This window comes from Streptomyces sp. NBC_01716, assembly GCF_036248275.1.
Taxonomy (GTDB): domain Bacteria; phylum Actinomycetota; class Actinomycetes; order Streptomycetales; family Streptomycetaceae; genus Streptomyces.
The window spans coordinates 4,739,445-4,758,329 of the sequence record NZ_CP109181.1 but is presented as its reverse complement, the minus strand read 5'-3'; the positions used below and the strand labels follow the sequence as shown (position 1 = coordinate 4,758,329).

General features: G+C 70.6%; 22 protein-coding genes and 1 pseudogene. 9 read left to right on the top strand and 14 right to left on the bottom strand.

Features of this window, described 5'->3' with window-relative positions:
* Position 1: 1 nt before the first annotated feature.
* Positions 2 to 574, bottom strand: a complete 573-nt coding sequence (locus OIE74_RS20880) for an FABP family protein (RefSeq protein WP_329385891.1) — start codon at positions 572 to 574, stop codon at positions 2 to 4.
* A 264-nt stretch (positions 575 to 838) separates the two neighbouring features.
* Between OIE74_RS20880 and OIE74_RS20875 the strand changes: the two genes are divergently transcribed.
* Positions 839 to 1,201 (top strand): DsrE family protein, encoded by a 363-nt coding sequence (locus tag OIE74_RS20875; RefSeq protein ID WP_329385888.1) that lies wholly within the window; start codon positions 839 to 841, stop codon positions 1,199 to 1,201.
* 54 nt (positions 1,202 to 1,255) lie between these two features.
* Here the strand turns inward: OIE74_RS20875 and OIE74_RS20870 are convergent, their stop codons facing one another.
* The 7 genes from OIE74_RS20870 to OIE74_RS20840 all read right to left on the bottom strand — a co-directional run bounded on the left by OIE74_RS20870 (position 1,256) and on the right by OIE74_RS20840 (position 5,660).
* A complete protein-coding gene (locus tag OIE74_RS20870; protein WP_329385886.1) occupies positions 1,256 to 1,537 on the bottom strand; it encodes a DUF3099 domain-containing protein in 282 nt (93 codons plus the stop codon).
* 96 nt (positions 1,538 to 1,633) lie between these two features.
* A complete protein-coding gene (locus tag OIE74_RS20865) occupies positions 1,634 to 1,921 on the bottom strand; it encodes a DUF1416 domain-containing protein (protein WP_329385883.1) in 288 nt (95 codons plus the stop codon).
* Positions 1,922 to 1,977: 56 nt separating this feature from the next.
* Positions 1,978 to 2,817 (bottom strand): sulfurtransferase, encoded by an 840-nt coding sequence (locus OIE74_RS20860; RefSeq protein WP_329385880.1) that lies wholly within the window; start codon positions 2,815 to 2,817, stop codon positions 1,978 to 1,980.
* A 144-nt stretch (positions 2,818 to 2,961) separates the two neighbouring features.
* Entirely contained in the window at positions 2,962 to 3,069 is a 108-nt protein-coding gene (locus tag OIE74_RS20855) for a putative leader peptide (protein WP_023540667.1), read from the bottom strand.
* Between the two features lie 203 nt (positions 3,070 to 3,272).
* Positions 3,273 to 4,019 (bottom strand): LmeA family phospholipid-binding protein, encoded by a 747-nt coding sequence (locus tag OIE74_RS20850; protein ID WP_329385877.1) that lies wholly within the window; start codon positions 4,017 to 4,019, stop codon positions 3,273 to 3,275.
* 113 nt (positions 4,020 to 4,132) lie between these two features.
* On the bottom strand, positions 4,133 to 5,395 hold the full coding sequence (locus OIE74_RS20845) for a hypothetical protein (RefSeq protein ID WP_329385874.1): 1,263 nt from the start codon (positions 5,393 to 5,395) through the stop codon (positions 4,133 to 4,135).
* Between the two features lie 10 nt (positions 5,396 to 5,405).
* Positions 5,406 to 5,660: a MoaD/ThiS family protein gene (locus OIE74_RS20840; RefSeq protein ID WP_329385871.1), complete on the bottom strand. Its 255-nt coding sequence runs from the start codon at positions 5,658 to 5,660 to the stop codon at positions 5,406 to 5,408.
* A gap of 398 nt (positions 5,661 to 6,058) precedes the next feature.
* On the opposite strand from OIE74_RS20840, the gene OIE74_RS20835 reads away from it, so the two are divergent.
* Both OIE74_RS20835 and OIE74_RS20830 read left to right on the top strand, forming a co-directional pair.
* A complete protein-coding gene (locus OIE74_RS20835; protein ID WP_329385867.1) occupies positions 6,059 to 6,961 on the top strand; it encodes a response regulator transcription factor in 903 nt (300 codons plus the stop codon).
* A 24-nt stretch (positions 6,962 to 6,985) separates the two neighbouring features.
* Entirely contained in the window at positions 6,986 to 8,008 is a 1,023-nt protein-coding gene (locus tag OIE74_RS20830; RefSeq protein ID WP_329385864.1) for a LacI family DNA-binding transcriptional regulator, read from the top strand.
* A 43-nt stretch (positions 8,009 to 8,051) separates the two neighbouring features.
* Here the strand turns inward: OIE74_RS20830 and OIE74_RS20825 are convergent, their stop codons facing one another.
* Together OIE74_RS20825 and OIE74_RS20820 are read right to left on the bottom strand one after the other, a co-directional pair.
* Entirely contained in the window at positions 8,052 to 9,011 is a 960-nt protein-coding gene (locus OIE74_RS20825) for an alpha/beta hydrolase (protein WP_329385861.1), read from the bottom strand.
* A gap of 76 nt (positions 9,012 to 9,087) precedes the next feature.
* Positions 9,088 to 9,405 carry a putative quinol monooxygenase gene (locus OIE74_RS20820; RefSeq protein ID WP_329385858.1) on the bottom strand — a complete coding sequence of 106 codons (318 nt, stop codon included), beginning with the start codon at positions 9,403 to 9,405 and terminating at the stop codon, positions 9,088 to 9,090.
* Between the two features lie 142 nt (positions 9,406 to 9,547).
* Here OIE74_RS20820 and OIE74_RS20815 point away from each other — a divergent pair, with 142 nt between their 5' ends.
* The 5 genes and pseudogenes from OIE74_RS20815 (at position 9,548) to OIE74_RS20795 (ending at position 14,344) form a co-directional block, all read left to right on the top strand.
* A complete protein-coding gene (locus tag OIE74_RS20815; RefSeq protein ID WP_329385855.1) occupies positions 9,548 to 10,453 on the top strand; it encodes an AraC family transcriptional regulator in 906 nt (301 codons plus the stop codon).
* Positions 10,416 to 10,910 (top strand): annotated as a pseudogene (locus OIE74_RS20810) (SDR family NAD(P)-dependent oxidoreductase); the annotation flags it as partial. The gene OIE74_RS20815 and the pseudogene OIE74_RS20810, both read left to right, overlap by 38 nt.
* A gap of 85 nt (positions 10,911 to 10,995) precedes the next feature.
* Positions 10,996 to 12,057: a S1C family serine protease gene (locus tag OIE74_RS20805; protein ID WP_329385852.1), complete on the top strand. Its 1,062-nt coding sequence runs from the start codon at positions 10,996 to 10,998 to the stop codon at positions 12,055 to 12,057.
* A gap of 92 nt (positions 12,058 to 12,149) precedes the next feature.
* Positions 12,150 to 12,926, top strand: a complete 777-nt coding sequence (locus OIE74_RS20800; protein WP_329385849.1) for a response regulator transcription factor — start codon at positions 12,150 to 12,152, stop codon at positions 12,924 to 12,926.
* Positions 12,923 to 14,344, top strand: a complete 1,422-nt coding sequence (locus tag OIE74_RS20795) for a sensor histidine kinase (RefSeq protein WP_443076176.1) — start codon at positions 12,923 to 12,925, stop codon at positions 14,342 to 14,344. Before OIE74_RS20800 ends, OIE74_RS20795 begins: the two co-directional genes overlap by 4 nt.
* A gap of 23 nt (positions 14,345 to 14,367) precedes the next feature.
* Here OIE74_RS20795 and OIE74_RS20790 read toward each other — a convergent pair whose 3' ends face one another.
* A complete protein-coding gene (locus OIE74_RS20790) occupies positions 14,368 to 15,108 on the bottom strand; it encodes an SDR family oxidoreductase (RefSeq protein WP_329385847.1) in 741 nt (246 codons plus the stop codon).
* 198 nt (positions 15,109 to 15,306) lie between these two features.
* On the opposite strand from OIE74_RS20790, the gene OIE74_RS20785 reads away from it, so the two are divergent.
* Positions 15,307 to 15,861 carry an RrF2 family transcriptional regulator gene (locus OIE74_RS20785; RefSeq protein WP_329385844.1) on the top strand — a complete coding sequence of 185 codons (555 nt, stop codon included), beginning with the start codon at positions 15,307 to 15,309 and terminating at the stop codon, positions 15,859 to 15,861.
* A 78-nt stretch (positions 15,862 to 15,939) separates the two neighbouring features.
* Here the strand turns inward: OIE74_RS20785 and OIE74_RS20780 are convergent, their stop codons facing one another.
* Genes OIE74_RS20780 through OIE74_RS20770 form a run of 3 tightly spaced genes read right to left on the bottom strand, consistent with a single transcriptional unit; the run spans position 15,940 to position 18,759 of the window.
* Positions 15,940 to 16,902 carry a phosphatidylinositol-specific phospholipase C gene (locus OIE74_RS20780; protein WP_329385841.1) on the bottom strand — a complete coding sequence of 321 codons (963 nt, stop codon included), beginning with the start codon at positions 16,900 to 16,902 and terminating at the stop codon, positions 15,940 to 15,942.
* Between the two features lie 56 nt (positions 16,903 to 16,958).
* On the bottom strand, positions 16,959 to 18,365 hold the full coding sequence (locus tag OIE74_RS20775) for a caspase family protein (protein WP_329385838.1): 1,407 nt from the start codon (positions 18,363 to 18,365) through the stop codon (positions 16,959 to 16,961).
* Positions 18,358 to 18,759 (bottom strand): effector-associated constant component EACC1, encoded by a 402-nt coding sequence (locus tag OIE74_RS20770; RefSeq protein WP_329385835.1) that lies wholly within the window; start codon positions 18,757 to 18,759, stop codon positions 18,358 to 18,360. Before OIE74_RS20770 ends, OIE74_RS20775 begins: the two co-directional genes overlap by 8 nt.
* Between the last annotated feature and the right edge of the window lie 126 nt (positions 18,760 to 18,885).

Genomic DNA, 18,885 nt, shown 5'->3' with positions numbered 1-18,885 from the left:
CCTATTTGAAGAACGCGATGCCGTCGTCCGGGAGATCGCCGAGGTCCTTCGCCCAGGCCGCGACCTGCTCCGGCGAGACGACCTTCTTCAGGTGCGCCGACATGTACGCGCGCAGCGGGACCTCGGGGGTGGACTTCTCGCCGACCCACATCAGGTCGCTGTTGACGTAGCCGTAGAGCCGCTTGCCGCCGTTGTACGGGCCTGCGGACGCCGTACGCGCGATGGCGTCGGTGACGAGGTCGATCTGCGGCTTCTGGTCGGCGAGCTCCCCGTACCAGATCTCCACGACGCCCTGGTCACGCACCATGACGACCTCGACCTTGCGGTCTTTGTCGATGCGCCAGTAGCCGGACTCGGACTCGATGGGGCGGAGCTTCTTGCCGTCGGAGTCCAGCGCCCAGGTGTGCGAGGTGTACTCGATGAAGTCCCTGCCGTCATGGCTGAAGGAGACTTCCTGGCCGAAGTTGGCCTTCTCCTCACCGGGGAAGTCGAAGACGCCCACGCCCTCCCAGTCACCGAGGAGGAAGGCGAGCGGGACAAGGTCCGGGCTGAGGTCGGACGGGATCTCGATCATGAGCGGCTCAGGCGATCTGTAGGGATTCGAGTGGGCGAGGAGCGGGCGCGGTCAGTTCTGGCCCTGGTACAGCTTCTTCACGGCGTACGCGGCAAAGGCCATGACACCTACGACGATCAAGGCCAGCAGGGCGGAGAAGAAGTCCTCAAGCACGGGGTGCTCCTCGAAGAGCGTCGGAACGGGCGGTACAAAGGCCGGCCCCCAGCCTAATGGGTGGGGACCGGCCGCTCTCCGCGCCCTCGGCCGCGCATTACAGTTCGGGACATGGCGAAGAAGCTCGTGATCAAGGTAACCGCAGGTGCCGACGCCCCCGAGCGCTGCTCGCAGGCCTTCACCGTGGCGGCGGTCGCCGTGGCCAGTGGGGTGGAGGTGTCCCTCTGGCTGACCGGTGAGTCGGCGTGGTTCGCCCTGCCGGGCCGGGCCGCGACGTTCGAACTGCCGCATGCCGCGCCGCTGCCGGATCTGATCGAGTCGGTCCTGTCGGGGGGCCGGATCACCCTGTGCACGCAGTGCGCGGCGCGGCGTGACATCGCGGAGAAGGACGTGCTGGAAGGCGTACGGATCGCGGGCGCCCAGGTCTTCGTCAGCGAGGCGATGGCCGACGGCGTACAGGCGCTGGTGTACTGACGCACAGGTGGTGCGGGGCCCTCCACGGCGCGCTCCGCGGGCCGCTCCACGGCGTCATTTCGACGGGGGCTTCTTCCGGCCGTCGAGTTCGTCCCACCACTCGTCCGACTTGGGGTCGCCGGACTTCGGATCGCCCGGCGGGTCGTCCCACCAGCGGTCGTCCGGGCCGCGTCTGTTCGCGACGATCGCCGCCACCGGCGGGATGACCATGGCGACCACGCACATGCCGATCGCCACCGGCACCGACCACAGGCGCACGAACGCCCACGCCGAGACGAACAGGGCGATGCACCCGCCCATCAGCATGAAGTAGCGGCGACGGCGTCGCGTATACATACATCGAGCTTACGACGGCACGAAGGACCGCGCCCCGTGTCTGGAAGCGTCCAACTCCCGTGGGGCGCGGCCCTCCGGCCGAACGTGCCGCGTGGCTCAGATCGCGATGGCCACCTCGGCCAGACCGCCCGTCCGCGCCACGACCGTACGGTCCGCCGTACCGCCGGGCACGAGCGCGCGCACGGTCCACGTGCCCTCGGCCGCGTAGAAGCGGAACTGTCCGGTCGCCGAGGTCGGGACCTCCGCGGTGAATTCTCCGGTCGAGTCCAGCAGGCGTACGTAGCCGGTGACGGGCTCGCCGTCACGGGTCACGGAACCCTGGATGGTGGTCTCACCGGGCTTGATCGTCGAGGCGTCCGGGCCGCCGGCCTTCGCTCCGCACATAGGGATCTGTCCTCCGAGTCAGGCGGGTGGTCTGGGGTTGCTTTCGCCGCGGCCGGTTACTTCGCCGCGCCGAGCTCGATCGGCACGCCGACGAGGGAGCCGTACTCGGTCCACGAACCGTCGTAGTTCTTGACGTTCTCCTGGCCGAGCAGCTCGTGCAGCACGAACCAGGTGAGCGCGGAGCGCTCACCGATGCGGCAGTAGGCGATGGTGTCCTTCGCCAGGTCGACCTGCTCCTCCTCGTAGAGGGCCTTGAGCTCGTCGTCCGACTTGAAGGTGCCGTCGTCGTTGGCGTTCTTCGACCACGGGATGTTGCGGGCGCTCGGCACGTGGCCGGGGCGCTGCGACTGCTCCTGCGGGAGGTGGGCCGGGGCGAGCAGCTTGCCGCTGAACTCGTCGGGCGACCGCACGTCGACAAGGTTCAGGCCCCCGATCGCGGCGACGACGTCGTCACGGAAGGCGCGGATGGACGTGTCCTGGGGCTTGGCCTTGTACTGCGTGGCCGCGCGCTCGGGCACCGCGTCGACCAGGTCGCGCGAGTCCAGCTCCCACTTCTTGCGGCCGCCGTCGAGGAGCTTGACGCCCTCGTGGCCGTACAGCTTGAAGTACCAGTACGCGTAGGACGCGAACCAGTTGTTGTTGCCGCCGTAGAGGATCACGAGGTCGTCGTTGCCGATGCCCTTCGCGGACAGGAGCTTCTCGAAGCCCTCCTGGTCGACGAAGTCGCGCCGCACCGGGTCCTGGAGGTCCTGCTTCCAGTCGATGCGTACGGCGTTACGGATGTGGTTCTTCTCGTACGCCGAGGTGTCCTCGTCGACCTCGACGATGACAACCTTCGGGTCGTCGATGTGGGCCTCGACCCAGTCGGCGTCTACCAGGACGTCGCTGCGGCTCATGTGTTCTCCTCCGGGGCAGTGTGCGGCGGGTGGTGCGGGCGGCGGCGCCTTCCGGGCACGGGGGCGCGGCGGGCTGCGTACGGCACGGGTGGCCCTGACGTGGTCGAAGGGCCGGGGAGAGGTGGCGGGGCGGACGTGTCCCGCTCAGGCGGTGCGACAGAGCATGGCGGCGACGCGGCACAGGTCGACTGCCCGCCGCTTCGTGAGGTTCGCCTGTCCCCGCTGCTGGAGACCGCTGATGAAGCACTGCATGCGTCCGATCGTAGGGACGGATACGGTGCGGTGTCACCGATGTGTCGGATGATGAGACGCGATCGTCCGAGATGTGGGACGACCGGGCGTTCCGGGTGACCGGGGCGCGGCCCCGGCGTCTCTGGTACCCCTGTCGCATCTACGGGATGGACATCCGCGTCTCACGATACGGCGGCCGGTGGGCAGGCCACCGGGTCAGCGCGTCAGCTCGTGAGGTCGACGTCCTTGCCCGTGCCGGAGAAGCCGAGGCCGTCCTCCGCCGCCGTGACCTTGTCGAGCTTGATGGTCGACGGCAGCCCGTCGATCGTCAGGTCGTAGTCCACGACCTCTTTCAGCTTGTCGTTCGCGCCCGGCACCGGCAGCTTCGGAAGATCGTCGGCGCGCAGCCGGACCTTGTCGCCGCCCTCCAGCGAGACAGTGCTGTAGGTCGTGAAGTTCTCCTTCAGCAGCCCCTTGAAGGCGTCCGGCACATCGATCCCCGCGCCCTCGGCGAGCTCGTCCAGCGGCCCCGAGACCTTGACCTGGCCCTTCGCGGCCCGCTCAGCCCCGGCGTAGCCGACCGTCGCGCCCTTCGGCGCGGACTTGGTGAGGTCCTCGTACGAGATCAGTGCCGAGCCCTCCGCGCTGCCCGCGATCGCGGAGGAGAAGCTGCTGTTCACGCGCACGTCGCGGAGCTCGGCCTTCACCTCGGTCACCTCGACCTCGCGGCCCTCGGTGGTGGCGGTTATCCCGCCGATGCTGACCTCTATCTCGTCCAGCTCCGAGCCCAGGACCTGGGTGAGGAAGGGGAAGCCCTTGATGGAGACGTCGGGCTCGCTGCTGAGGCCCTGACTGCTCCTGATCTTGCTCGCCGCCTCGGTCTCGGCGAAGTACACCGCGGCCCGGTCGGCGGCGACGAACAGCCCGCCGAGGATCACGACGACGATCAGAAGAATTCGCAGTGCGCGCATTGCTCGGTGTCCCCCACCCTGGTCGTACCAGCCCCCATGACGTCGGTGAGCCTAATCGACGCCCGGGGCGCGGGTTCGGTTCCCGGCGGGGATCCGCGCCCGCCGGACGGGCGTCAGGCCAGCGCCCGTCCGAGCAGATAGATCGCGGGCACGGCCACCGTGAGCGGCAGCGCCACCCCGGCCGTCATGTGCACGAAGCGCGAGGGGTAGTCGTAGCTCGCGACCCGGAGCCCGATCAGCGCGCACACGCCGGCGCCGAGGCCGAGGACCACGCCCTGGCCGCCGAGGTCCGTCAGCTCGCCCGCCGCGAGTCCGGCTCCCGCGGCGGCGGCGAGCGCGACCACGATCGAGACGAAGCCGGGCAGCGGGAGCGCGCGGGCGACGGTCGCGGCCGCGACGGCGAGCGCGCCGACCGTCACGGCGTCCGCCGCTACGGCGAGATTCCCGGTGGCGATGATGGCCAGCGAGGCCGAGGCGACGGTGGCCATCAGGCCCTGCATGCGTTCGTCGGCCCCCGCGTGACTGCGCAGTTGCAGCACGACCGTGAGCAGCACCCACGCGCCGAGCGTGCCGAGGATCGCCGCGAGTGTGTGCTCCTCGTCGACGGCGAGCACCGCGACATCGGCGACGAGCGCGCCCGCGAAGGCGAGCGCGATGCCCTGGCGGGCGGGCCACATGCCGTTCAGCCGGAACCAGCCGGCGGCGGTGACGGCCTGGAGGATCACCAGCGGGACGGCCAGCGCGTACGGGCCGATGGCCGCGCCGCCCGCGAGCAGCAGGCCGAGCACGGCGGTGAGCCCGGCGGGCTGGATGCCGGGCGGGATGATCGGCGACCGGCCCTCGGCGCGGGCGCGCTGGGCGTCGGTGATGCGGGCGTTGCCCATGGTGGTGGGCGCGCTGTAGGTGTCCGGGGCGGGCGCGGCCTGCGCGGCGGCCACTGCGGAGGCCGGGGCCACGGCGGCCGGTGCGGGCTGCCGGTACGGCGGGTGGCCGTATCCCGGGACCTCCGGCGGCAGCGGGTACGCGGCGGACTGCTGCGGCAGATAGGCCGTCTCGGCGGCGGCCTGCTGTGGGTGGGGCTGCTGGGGCTGCTGGTACTGGACCTGCGGCTGGTACTGCGTGTCCCAGGTCTGGTCCTCCCAGGTCTGCGCGCCCTGCCCGTTGCCGGGCTCCTGGTGCGACGGCTCGGGGAACGAGGGCTGCTGGTGCGGGTCGTAGTACGACTGGGCCGGTCCCGGTACGCCGTACTGCTGCTGTCCGTACTGCCCGGAGTCGTAATTCCGGCCCGTCCGGCCCGTCTGCCCCTGCCGGCCCGAGCCGTAGTCCTGCCCGTGCCGGCCCGCGCCGTGGTTCTGGTCGTGCTGGTCGTCGCTCATGCTCTGCGGTTCACCCTCCTGCGAACGGCGGGAGCACTTCGACCGTGCCGCCCTCGGCAAGCCGTACGGTCTCATGCCCGCGGGTCCCTACGGGGTCACCGTCGACGAGGAACGAACACCTCTGGAGTACGCGGACCAGCTCACCCGGGTGTTTCTCGCGTGCGACGTCGAGCGCCTGAGCCAGATTGTCCGCCGCGTACGGCTCCTCGGCGACGCCCGCCGCCGCCTTGGCCGCGGCCCAGTAGCGGATGGTTCCCGTTGCCATGGCGACTCCTCCCGCTAATTTCTCGGCAATATTCAGGTCGGATTCCATTGGATTCCGCCGGCGCTCCATGATGGCCGATCCCCAGCCCCGCCACGGCATCCGCGGCCCCTCCGGTCGTCCGGAGCCGGCCGGTGGAACCGATGACTCGCTGTCCGCACCCTCTGACAGCGAGCGCCCGTGGGTTATTCTCCTCCGAAGAGGATCCGGGCAATGTAGCCCCCGGGTCCTTTTGCGCTTTCCGGCCCCAGGGCGCGGCCGGTCAGTGGTGCCACATACGCCCCCACCCCCTCACCGGTGTGGGAGGTGCCCCCTTGCAGGGACCGAGGAGGAACCGACGTAATGGGCGAATCAACGATGCAGACATGTGAATACTGTCCGACCCGGGGAGGTGGGCGGCGATGAGTTCTCTGCTGCTGCTCACGAACGCCCTCCAGCCGTCGACGGAGGTGCTGCCCGCCCTCGGACTCCTTCTGCACCACGTGCGGGTGGCCCCGGCCGAAGGCCCGGCCCTCGTCGACACCCCGGGTGCCGACGTCATACTGGTCGACGGCCGGCGCGACCTGCCCCAGGTCCGCTCGCTCTGCCAGTTGCTGCGCTCCACCGGACCCGGCTGCCCGCTGGTCCTCGTGGTGACCGAGGGCGGTCTCACCGCCGTCACCGCCGACTGGGGCTTCGACGACGTCCTGCTCGACACCGCGGGCCCGGCCGAGGTCGAGGCGCGGCTGCGGCTGGCCACCGGGCGCCAGCAGATCTCGCCGGACGACTCCCCGATGGAGATCCGCAACGGTGATCTCTCGGTGGACGAGGCGACCTACAGCGCGAAGCTGAAGGGGCGGGTCCTGGACCTGACCTTCAAGGAGTTCGAGCTGATCAAGTATCTGGCGCAGCACCCCGGCCGGGTGTTCACGCGTGCGCAGCTGCTCCAAGAGGTGTGGGGCTACGACTACTTCGGTGGTACGCGGACGGTCGACGTGCACGTACGGCGGCTGCGCGCGAAGCTCGGCCCCGAGCACGAGTCGCTGATCGGGACGGTCCGTAACGTCGGCTACCGCTTCGTCACACCGGAGAAGGTCGAGCGCGCGGCGGAGGAGGCGAAGGCGAAGGCCATCGCCGAGGCGGCCGCGAAGGTGAAGGCGACGCGACCGCCGTCCGACGCCCCGCCGGAGGGTGCCCCCGAAGGCTCCCGCGAGGGGGCGCGCGAGGCGGTTCAGAGCGTGCCGCGGGGCGCGAACGACGACACCACGCATTCGGCCGACACGGCCGACGTACGCGAAGGGGCCGTCCGGCCTGCCGGGAGGTAGGTCACCACGCGTAGACTGCCGCGCGTGGCCAAGGTGACGCGGGACGACGTGGCACGACTGGCGGGAACTTCGACCGCGGTCGTCAGTTACGTCATCAACAACGGACCGAGGCCGGTCGCCCCGGCCACGCGCGAGCGTGTACTCGCCGCGATCAAGGAGCTGGGCTACCGGCCCGACCGGGTCGCGCAGGCGATGGCGTCGCGGCGCACCGACCTCATAGGGGTCGTGGTGCCCGACGCGCGCCAGCCCTTCTTCGCGGAGATGGCGCACGCGGTCGAACAGGCCGCCGCCGAGCGCGGAAAGATGGTGCTCGTCGGCAACTCCGACTACCGCAACGAGCGCGAGGTCCACTATCTGCGGGCCTTCCTCGGTATGCGGGTCTCGGGGCTGATCCTGGTCAGCCAGGGCCCGAGCGAGCGCGCGGCGGCGGAGATAGAGGCGTGGGACGCCCGCGTCGTACTGCTCCACGAGCGCCCCGAGGGCATCGACGACGTCGCCGTCGTCACCGATGACATCGGGGGCGCCCAGCTCGCCACCCGTCATCTGCTGGAGCACGGCTATCCGTATGTGGCCTGCCTCGGCGGCGTCGAGTCGACCCCGGTCGTCGGCGACCCGGTGACCGACCATGTCGAGGGCTGGCGCCGCGCGATGCGGGAGGCCGGTCTTTCGACGGAGGGGCGGCTCTTCAAGGCCCTCTACAACCGTTACGACGCCTACAACGTCGCGCTGACGCTGCTGGCCGGCCCCGACCGGCCCCCGGCGATCTTCTGCTCCACCGACGACCAGGCGATCGGCGTCCTGCGCGCCGCCCGCGAACTGCGGATCGACGTCCCGGGCGAACTGGCGGTGGCGGGCTTCGACGACGTCAAGGAGGCCGGCCTCACGGACCCCCCACTGACGACGGTCTCCTCCGACCGCCCGGCGATGGCCCGCGCGGCGGTGGACCTGGTGCTGGACGACGGCCTGCGGGTGGTGGGGTCCCGCAGGGAACGGGTGAAGCAGTTCCCGTCGGCACTGATCGTGCGGCGGTCCTGCGGCTGCGTCTGAGCGGTCGCGTCGCCCGGGAGATCTGCTCCCGGGCGCGGCGGTGTCACGCGGAGCGCAGGAGCCGGGCGAGCCAGCTGGTGCGGGTCCGGCGGGCTGTCGCGGAGATCTGAGCCTGCGGGTACAGGGCGTCGAAACCGTGGAATCCGCCTGCCCAGACGTGGAGTTCGGCCCGGCCCCCGGCCGCCCAGAGCCGGGAGGCGTAGTCGATGTCCTCGTCGCGGAAGACCTCGGCGGAGCCGGTGTCGATGTAGGTGGCCGGCAGGCCCGAGAGGTCTTCGGCCAGCGCTGGCGAAACGTACGCGGGCACCTCGTCGTCGGTGAGGTCGCCGAGGACCGAGCGCCATCCGAACTCGTTCATCTCGCGGGTCCAGACGCCGGGCACCCCGGCGAACTGGTGGCTGGAGGCGGTGTTGTTGCGGTGGTCGAGCATCGGGCAGATCAGCACCTGCGCGGCGATGGCGGGCGTACCGAGGTCACGGGCCAGCAGGGCGACGCCGGCGGCGAGGCCGCCGCCCGCGCTGGCGCCCGCCACGACGATCCTGGTGGGGTCGACGCCTATCTCCTCGGCGTGTTCGGCGATCCAGAGCAGCCCCTGGTAGCAGTCGTCGACCGGTGTGGTGCCGGTGGCCTCGGGCGCCAGCCGGTACTCCACGGAGACCACGACCGCGCCGAACTCGTCGAGCCACTCCAGCGGGATGTCGATCTGCGAGAGACGGTCGCCCATGACCATCCCGCCTCCGTGCATCCAGTAGACGCAGGGCGCACCGGTGGTGCGGTCCGCCGTCGCGGGGGTGAAGACCGACAGCCGGATCGGGGCACCGTCCGCCGCGGGCACGGTGACTTCGCGCAGCTCGGCCTGCCGGCCCGCGAGGAGTGAATCGACGGGCGTCGAGGGGTACTGGCGCAGTTGCGCGAGTACGTCGGGGGTGAGCTGGGACATCAGGGGCATGTCGGCGAGCAGGGCGCTGAGTTCGGGGTCCAGGGCGGGGCGTGCTGTGGTCATGGCCGTTGGCCTTTCATGGGACGGTGCCGGGTGTTCGGACGGGCGTGGGGTGTGGGGTGTCGGGCGTGGGGCCGCGTCAGAAGGCGGCCCTGCCGCGGACCGGGACGTAGTCGGTGTACTCGGAGTCCTTGGCCAGCAGCCCGTCGATCTGCGCCACGATGGCCTGGGCGGCCTCACCGGCGAAGACCCGGTGGTGGTCCTCCTCGCTGGTCCAGCCCTCGGTGACGTGGACGACGTCGGGGTCGGACGCGGAACGCGAGACGAGGTAGACGAGGCAGTGCTCGCTCGCGCCGGGGCTTCCCTCGTTCAGACCGGTCAGCAGCAGGTCGACCAGCCGGTCGCCCATCCCGGGGCGGGCGGTCAGGGTGGCGTTGAATCCGTAGGTGGCAATCATGGGAATCCTCTTCTCAGCGGTGGAGTGAACTGATCCCATTGAATCCGCCTGACCTGCGGAGACGCTAGAACGATGCTTCCTCGCACTTGCACGATCCTCGCAACCTTGAGAACGGCTCGGGAAATGGTGCTGCAATGCACGCATGCCCCTAGAAGAGTTCCGCAGCCTGCTCGACCGGCACGCCCGCGCCGACTGGACCACCTCCATCGACGGCGTCCTCATCTCGAAGGTCGACCGGGCGGATCCGCCCGCGCCTTCCATGTCCGGCACGGTGCTCGCCGTCATCGCCCAGGGCGCCAAACGGCTCGCGCTGGGCGACCGGGTCTACGAGTACGGCCCGGGGCAGTTTCTGGTCGCCTCCGTCGACCTGCCCGTCACCGGACAGTTCACCCAGGCCGAGCCCGGCCTGCCGGCCCTGGGCTTCGGGCTGATGCTGGAACCGTCCGCCGTCGCCGAACTCCTGTTGCGGGCGGGCCCCGGGGACACCCCCCGGGGCGGCGCGGGCGCGCCGTCGGGAATCGCCGTCGGCGACGCCCCGCCCGCACTGCTGGACGCGGTGGTCCGGCTGCTGCGCCTGCTCGACGAACCCCGCGACCGCGCCGTACTGGCCCCGCTGGTCAAACGCGAGATCCTGTGGCGCCTGATCACGGGCGAACAGAGCGCGGCGGTACGGCAGTTCGGCCTGGCCGACAGTGGTCTCAGCCATGTCTCCCGCGCGGTGCGCTGGATCCGCGAGCACTACGCCGAGCCCTTCCGGGTCGAGGACGTGGCACGTCTGTCCGGCATGAGCACCTCCGCCTTCTACCGCAATTTCCAGTCGGTGACCGCGATGAGCCCCATCCAGTTCCAGAAACAGATCCGCCTCCAGGAGGCCCGGCTGCTGCTCTCCACCCACCCGGGCGACGTCACCGGGGTCGGCCACCGCGTGGGCTACGACAACCCGTCGCAGTTCAGCCGCGAGTACCGCCGCCAGTTCGGCGCGCCCCCGAGCCAGGACGCGGCCCGCCTGCGTGACGCCGTACGCACGCCCGCGGGCGTCATGCCGTAAGCACCTTCCGGATGACGGGCGGGAGACCGCCCTCCACTTCCACTCGCGGGGGTGGAACGTCATCGCGACCGTGCGCAAGCGGCGTCCGGGCATCCTGCCGGAGTCGGACCGGCTGCGCATCGTCGAGCTGGACGTCACCGAACCCGAGAGCGTCACCGCCGCGTTCGAGGCCGCGGGACCCGTCGATGTCCTGGTCAACAACGCGGGCGTGCCCTCGATCAGCGTGTTCGAGGGGACCCCGATGACCCAGGTACGGGAGGTGTTCGAGACCAACACGTTCGGCGTCATGGCGACGACACAGGCCGTGCTGCCCCAGTTCCGGGAGCGCGGCTCCGGCGTGGTGGTCAACGTGACCTCCAGCGTGGTGCTGGGCCACATGCCGCTCTCGGCCGTCTACAAGGCCGGCAAGATGGCCATCGAGGGGTTCACCGCGTCCCTCGCCCTTGCCGGTGAGCCGTCTTTACATGGGACATACACGGTTCTGTCGGGCTTCTCAGGACGTCTTCAGACTGCTCTCATCTTGCGGGCGGAATCTCGGAGACATGGACGACAACTACCGTCGCAGCGGCGACGAAGACGCGAACCAGCAGGGCCCCGGCAGCCAGGCGTACCCGCCGCCGCCTCCGTACGGGCCGGCGGGCGGTGGGCAGCACGGCGGTGGGCAGCACGCGCAGCCGGGGCATGCCGCGTGGGGCTGGGGTGCCGCCGCGCCGGCGCACGGGCCCACGCACGCGCGGCGGGCCAGGCGGCCCGTCGCGCTGCTCGCCGCCGCCGCGTTCGTCGCTGCCGTCGTGGGTGGGGGGACCGCCGCGTTGACCGAGACGCTGATGAACGACTCCCCCGCCACCGCCGCGAGCACCGTCAGCGGTACGACCGTCTCGCAGAGCAGCAAGGGCACCGTCGCGGGCGTGGCCGCGGCCGTCTCCCCCGCCATAGTGGAGATCCAGGCCGCGTCCAGCTCGGGGCAGTCCACCGGGTCCGGTGTGGTCATCACCAGTGACGGCGAGATCATCACCAACAACCACGTCATCGCGGGCGCACAGACCGTGAAGGTGCAGCTCAGCACCGGTAAGACGTACACCGCCGATGTCGTGGGCACCAGCCCCGACAAGGACCTCGCGCTGATCAAGCTCCAGGGCGCGAGCGGTCTCAAGACGGCGGCACTCGGCGACTCCGACAGCGTGCGGGTCGGCGACGAGGTCGTGGCGATCGGCTCGCCCGAGGGACTGACCGGCACCGTGACCAGCGGTATCGTCTCCGCGCTCGACCGGGATGTCACCGTGTCGAAGGAGCAGGGCCGGCAGCAACAGCAGGGCGGTGGCGGCGGCAGGTGGCCGTTCGAGTTCGGTGGTCAGCAGTTCAACGGCGATACGGGCTCCTCCACCACCACGTACAAGGCGATCCAGACCGACGCGTCGCTCAACCCGGGCAACTCCGGTGGCGCGCTGATCAACATGAACGGCGAGATCATCGGCATCAACTCGGCCATGTTCTCGGCGAGCGGCTCCAGCGCCGACAGCTCGACGGCCGGCAGCGTCGGCCTCGGCTTCTCCATCCCCGTCAACACCGTCAAGGCGGACCTGAGCGCACTGCGCGACGGGTGACAGCGACCACGGCGCACCTGACGTGCGAGGCTGAAGAGACCGAGAAAGACCGAGAGACGTCACCGAGAGCCGTTCAGAGAAAGAGCGACGACATGAGCCCCGCCGAAGGCGATGCGCAACGCGTCCTGATCGTCGACGACGAGCCCGCCGTCCGCGAGGCGCTCCAGCGCAGCCTCGCCTTCGACGGGTACGGGACCGAGGTCGCCGTCGACGGTGTCGACGCGCTCGCCAAGGCCGCCGCCTACCAGCCCGACCTGATCGTGCTCGACATCCAGATGCCGCGCATGGACGGGCTGACGGCGGCCCGCCGGCTGCGTGCCACCGGTTCGACCGTACCGATCCTGATGCTCACCGCGCGCGACACCGTCGGCGACCGCGTCACCGGGCTCGACGCGGGCGCCGACGACTATCTGGTGAAGCCCTTCGAGCTGGACGAGCTGTTCGCCCGTATCCGCGCGCTGCTGCGCCGCAGCTCGTACGCGGGCTCCGCCGGGGGCGAGCTGCCGCAGGACGACGTCCTGGCCTTCGCCGATCTGCGGATGGACCTCTCCACGCGCGAGGTCACACGCGGCACGCGCCGGGTGGAGCTGACCCGTACCGAATTCACCCTCCTTGAGATGTTCCTCGCGCACCCGCGTCAGGTGCTGACGCGCGAGCAGATCCTCAAGGCCGTCTGGGGCTTCGACTTCGAGCCGAGCTCCAACTCCCTTGATGTGTACGTGATGTATCTGCGGCGCAAGACAGAGAGCGGCGGCGAGCCTCGGCTGGTGCACACGGTTCGCGGGGTGGGTTACGCGCTGCGCGCCGAGGGCGGTCCCGGGGGTCCCATGGGTCCCTCGGGGGCGAGCGGGCACGGCGGTTCGGAGTGACCTCGCTCGCCCGCCGGTTGCGTACGTTGCCCCTCCGCTCCCGCCTCGCGATGCTCGTCGCCACCGCGGTCGCCGTGGCTGTGGCGGCGGCTGCCGTCGCATGCTGGCTGCTGACCCGCTCCCAGCTGGAGGCGGAGCTCGACAACTCGCTCCGTAACACCTCCGCGCCCCTCAGTCTGGTACGGGACACACTGGCCAGTTGCGGGACGGTCCAGACTCCCCCGGAGCCGTCCGAGTCGGGATTCGCCTACGTCCAGGTCGTCGACGACAGCGGCGGCCGGTGCGTGGACGCCTCGTCCCAGCCGGTGAAGGTCCAGCCCTCCGACGTGGCCGTGGCTCGCGGCACGGAGCAGAGCACGCTGCACGACTCCACCACCTCGGAAGGCGCGGCGGTGCGCGTCCACACCCAGCGGGTCCTCGTCGGCCCGCCCTTCGACCGGGTCGCCGTCTCCGTCTCCCGCCCGCTCGGCGAGATCGACGCCTCACTGAACCGGCTCGCCCTGCTGCTGACCGCCGTCGCGGGCATCGGCGTCATCGGGGCGGGCGCCGCCGGGCTCTGGGTCGCCAGGACCGGTCTGCGGCCGGTCGACGGGCTGACCCGCGCGGTCGAGCATGTCGCGCGGACGGAGGACCTGAGCCTGCGCATCCCGGCCGAGGGCGAGGACGAGATCGCCCGCCTCTCCCGCTCCTTCAACTCCATGACAGCCGCGCTCGCCTCCTCGCGCGACCGCCAGGCGCGGCTCATCGCCGACGCGGGGCACGAGCTTCGTACGCCGCTGACCTCGCTGCGTACGAACATCGAACTGCTCGCCCGCAGCGAGGAGACCGGCCGCGCGATCCCCCCGGAGGACCGTACGGCGCTGATGGCGTCGGTGAAGGCGCAGATGACGGAGCTGGCCTCGCTGATCGGGGACCTCCAGGAACTCTCCAGGCCGGACGCCCCCGACCCCGGCCCGCTCCAGGTCGTCGCACTGCACACGATCGTGGAGAGCGCGCTGGAACGCGCCCGGCTGCGCGGGCCGGACCTGACGATCGAGGTGGCACTGCGGCCCTGGTACGTACGGGCCGAACCGGCCGCGCTGGAGCGGGCGCTGGTCAACGTCCTCGACAACGCGGTGAAGTTCAGCCCGCCGGGCGCGGCCATCGCGGTCGCGCTGGACGCGCACGGCGAGCTGACGGTACGGGACCACGGCCCCGGCATCCCGGCGGAGGAACTCCCCCACGTCTTCGAACGCTTCTGGCGCTCGCCGTCGGCCCGCGCACTGCCGGGTTCGGGCCTCGGGCTGTCGATCGTGGCCCGCACCGTGCAGCAGACGGGCGGCGAGATCGCTCTGCGCCCGGCGGCGGGCGGCGGCACGGTGGCGGCGATCCGCATCCCGGGCGCGGCGACCCCGCCGCCGGGCCGGCCGGGCGCGTAAGGCGTCTTGGCCGGCCCGCGCGATCAGTGCGACTCGCGGAGCCAGTCCCGGTAGTGCGTGCCCGCCAGATGCGCGTCCGGCCCGGGAAGCAGTACGTCGCCCTCGATCACCGCGAACATGCCGGCCTGGTCGTCCACGACGACGTTCCGGGCGTCGCCCTGTGCCGCCAGCGTGACCCGGCCGAGTTCGTCGAGCGGGAAGCGGTCCGGTCCGCCGACGTTCCGGATACCCCCCAGCGGCGCGCCGGTCGCGACCTCGAAGACGGCCGAAGCCACGTCCGCGGCGGCCATCGGCTGGACCGGGGTCACGGGCAGCCGGACGGTCTTGTCGTCGGAGGTCCAGGACATGACCGCGTTCATGAACTCGAAGAATTGGGTGGCGCGGACGATCGAGTACGGCGTCGGCCCCTCCCGGAGCAGCTCCTCCTGGAGAGCCTTGGCCCGGTAGTAGTCCAGCTGCGGCACCTGCTCCACGCCGACGATGGAGAGGATGACCTGATGCCCGACGCCGGCCTTCTCCCCCGCGGCGAGCAGATTGCCCATGGAAGTGCGGAAGAACTCGAAGGACTTCTCGTCGAACGTCGGCGAGTTGGCCAGGTTGACCACGACCTGGGCACCCTCCAGCGCTTGATCAAGGCCCTTGCCCGTCAGCAGGTCGACGCCGGTCTGGAGCGCCGCGGGCACGGCCTCGTGTCCCGCGTCGGTCAGCTTCGCGACCACCTGGGAACCGATCAGTCCGGTCCCGCCGATCACCGTGAACTTCATCTCCGCCACCTTTCACGGCACGCCAACGGGCACACGGGGGTGCGCGCAGGACGCACCCCAAACTCGGATACTCCTTGTCCGGGATACTAGTCGGATAGCCTTTGTCCGAGTCAAGCGAGGGGAGGCGCAAGCGTATGAAGTTGTCAGGCGGGGTCGAATGGGCGCTGCACTGCGTCAAGCGAGGGGAGGCGCAAGCGTATGAAGTTGTCAGGCGGGGTCGAATGGGCGCTGCACTGCTGCGTGGTTCTGACCACGGGTACGGAGCCGGTGCCGGCGGCAAGGCTCGCGGAGCTGCACGACGTGTCCGGCAGCTATCTCGCCAAACAGCTCCAGGCGCTGTCGCGCGCGGGGCTCGTCACATCCGTCCAGGGCAAGGCGGGCGGATATGTCCTGACCAGGGCCCCGGAGCTGATCACGGTCCTCGATGTCGTCACGGCGGTGGACGGGGACCGGCCCGCGTTCGTCTGTACGGAGATCCGGCAGCGCGGGCCGATGGCCTCGCCGCCGGAGGCCTGTACGCGGCCCTGCGCGATCTCGCGCGCGATGGCCGCCGCCGACGCCGCCTGGCGCGCGTCTCTGGAGGCGATATCCGTCGCGGACCTGGCGAGGGGCGTCGAGGAGGATTACGGTCCCACCGCGCTCGGGGGCATCCGCACCTGGCTGACCGGGCCGGGCGGGAGCGCCGGCGACGGCAACGGCGACAGAGGCGGCACCGGCGACAGGGACGGCGACGCGTCGCTTCCCGCACGCTGATCGCGCGCCTGCCGGGCCCCTGGTGGGCCGCCCTCCCGGACGACCCCCAGGCCCTGTTCTCCTCCGTCGTTACATCCGTCAGCCGTTGTGGCGGATCAGCGAGTCCACCAGCCCGCCCCTGGTCTCGGGGAAGTCCAGCGGCACGATGCCAAGACCGCGCCACCCGGCGCCCGTCGAGCTGTCGAGCAGCGAGTGCACCTGCGGGTTCAGCCGGTCGGAGTTCCAGCGCGGCGGCAGGAGCGCGGCCGTGCTGACGAAGTTGATGTACTGCTTGCCCGGCTGCGCCGCGGCCTTGCGGAAGTGCGCCTCGATCTTGGAGAACTTGGCGATCGGCTCCGCCATGTAGTCGTCCTGGATGTCGAAGAGCCCGCCGTCCCCGTACCGCACACCCGGCATCCCGCCGCTGTCCGCGAGCAGCACGACCTTGCCGCGTGCCTGGCCGAGCGTGGGCAGACCGCTGTCGAGCCGGAAGAGGGAGCGCCAGCCCTTCCCGTCCAGATAGGTGTCGAAGATCCGCCGGAACTCCGTGTCGGCCACCGACGAGTACTCCTGCTTCACGCGCATCAGGACGGTCTCGGAGGGGTGCGCCCGGAGGAAGTCGCGACAGGCGACCAGGACATCGTCGAAGTTGAGATTCTGGTAATACGCGGCGTGGTGGATCGGGAAGGCGTTCTCGAACGCCCGGCAGCGTATGTCCAGGAACCGGACGCCGGTGTTCAACTGGTCGGCGATGGTGGTCCCTTGGCAGGCGACATACAGACCGCCGCTGCGTGCGCCGGAGTTGTGGGTGCCGGGAAGGGTGAGGCGCTGTACGGGAGTGGAGTCGCCGATCCCGGAGAGCCAGTCGGAGGGGGCGAGGGCACGCCGTGCCCTGGCGCTCGCCGTCTCGGCGGTGCTCGCCGCCGCCTCGGCCCGCGTCGCCGCCGCAGCCGTGCCCGCACCGACAAGTGCGGTGGCGGAGAGGGCGAAGGCGCCGGCGAGGATTCCTCGACGGGCAAGTCCGTTACTGGTGGGGGGTGTTGATCCGCTGTCTGTGACCATGACCCGAATTATGGCGTGCCCACATGACGCGCGGACAGGGTCTAAATGGTCTGGACCTAAATGGTCTGGCTGAGACGCAGATCCAGATCGAGGAGTTCGTTGTTGGTGCGGTAGATGTCCGGTCTGAACCGCATGACGGCCTCGCGCAGAAGGACCGGATCTGCGCGGTAGTCCTTGAGTCTGCCCAAGGAGTGGTAGCCGAGGCGCCCGATGGTGTCCCCCTTCAGGCGCGGTGGCTGAAGAGTGCAGTCCGGCTGGAGTCTCACCAGAATGACGTTCGTATGCCTCTCGGTGGTCTCGTTCGCGGTGGCGGCCTCGACCTCGTGGAGCAGCCCCATGTACTGGATGTCCGCCCAGGGAATGTGCATGTCCAGGTCCGGCGCCGACGGATTGCCGCGTACGGAGACTCCGCCGCCGTCCAGCACGAGCGTCCCGCCCGCCTTCTCACGGACGGCGAAGACGACGGCGCACGACGGCAGGGCTGCGGCGGTCCACATCGCTTTCGACGCCCCGTACGCCACCCAGAGAACACAGGTGGCCACAGCGAGAACAAGCGCGGCCCACAAGCAGAAACGGGCAATCTGGCGCCGCTCCTCACGCGTCTCCGGAGGCCGGGTGAACACGACATCGCCCCCGTCATGCGGGGCCCCCGAGGTCGTCTCCCGCCCCGCCGCCGACACGGACCGACGGACCGGCACCATCGTCGGCGCCGCCCGGACAGGCGCCTCGACGAGTGCCAGATCGCCGGCCGCGTTCACGGCGCGCCGCTGGGGCCTCGGCAGGGACCGCCCGTTGAGGTCGTCGTCGACGAAGTGGTAGATCTCGTCCAGCGTCAGGACACGCGGCCCTTCAAGGGCACGCAACAGCGCGCCGGTGAAAGCGGTGTGCGGGTCACCGGGCGGCGCGAAGGAGAGCTCGGTCTGCGTGGTGGAGGTGAGGGTGTACGTCCCCGAGCGCTCCAACTGGTCGGCCACGATGCCCGTTCGGGTCGCCATGGCCGCCACCGCGCGCCCCGAATAGCAGCAGTCCAGAACGAGCACGCGCGCCCGAGCCCTGGCCCGCCCCACCAGACGCAGCACCTGCTGCACGGGAACCGCGCTGAACGCGACGGTCTCGGGGTCGGGATCGGTGTCCTCCAGGGCCAGATGAAGACGCCCTCCGTCATCGAGGAGCCCGTGGCCCGAGTAGTAGACCAGCAGCAGATCGGTCGCCTCGCGCGCCGCGGAAGCGAGAGCCGCGCCGACGGAGACCGGCGTCACCGGTTTACGGTCGCCCCGGCCTCCCAGAACGCGGCAGTGCTTGGGAGGCAGCAGAGCACGAGGCGACTCGGCCAGCACGGTCCGCAGAGAAGCGAGATTGCCGTGAACGGCGGGGATCCCGGGCAGCTCGTCGGAGGCGTAGTCGGCCGCCCCGACCAGCAGGACACGCGACGAGTCGCCGTCCGGATACCAGAGATCAGTCATCCGAGCCCGCCGGCCGCCGGGCCATGTCGGCCACTTGCCGCATCAGCGCCTCCGGATCCCGGGCGCCCCGCACATCGATCTCCACGCTCCGGCCGTTCTCGGTGGTGACGGTGACCTTGACGTCCGAGCGCCGTCCCTGGATGAGCCACGACACGACGGACCGCGCGAGAACACCGGCGGCGCCACCGGAGCCGACAGCGACGGTGATCACATCGAGTGCGGCCCCCATGGTCCCGGCCACCGGCGGCGCGCCACGCAGTGCGACGACTCCCCGCAGTGCGTCCACCTCACGCAACCACGCGTACAGCGAGCCGAGTTGGTCACGGCCAACGGCGTCGTCCGGCACATCGACCGACAGCCGTAACGCCGCGGCCCGCGCATCGAGGTCAGTCATGGCGGCATCGTGCCAGACCCGGAACGGCGAACGGGACGAACGGGGAAACTTCGACCGTCCCGGGGATGCCCCGGAGCATCCCCACCGAGCACGAACTCGGCTGCGGCCAGGGCGTGTTCCTGGCCG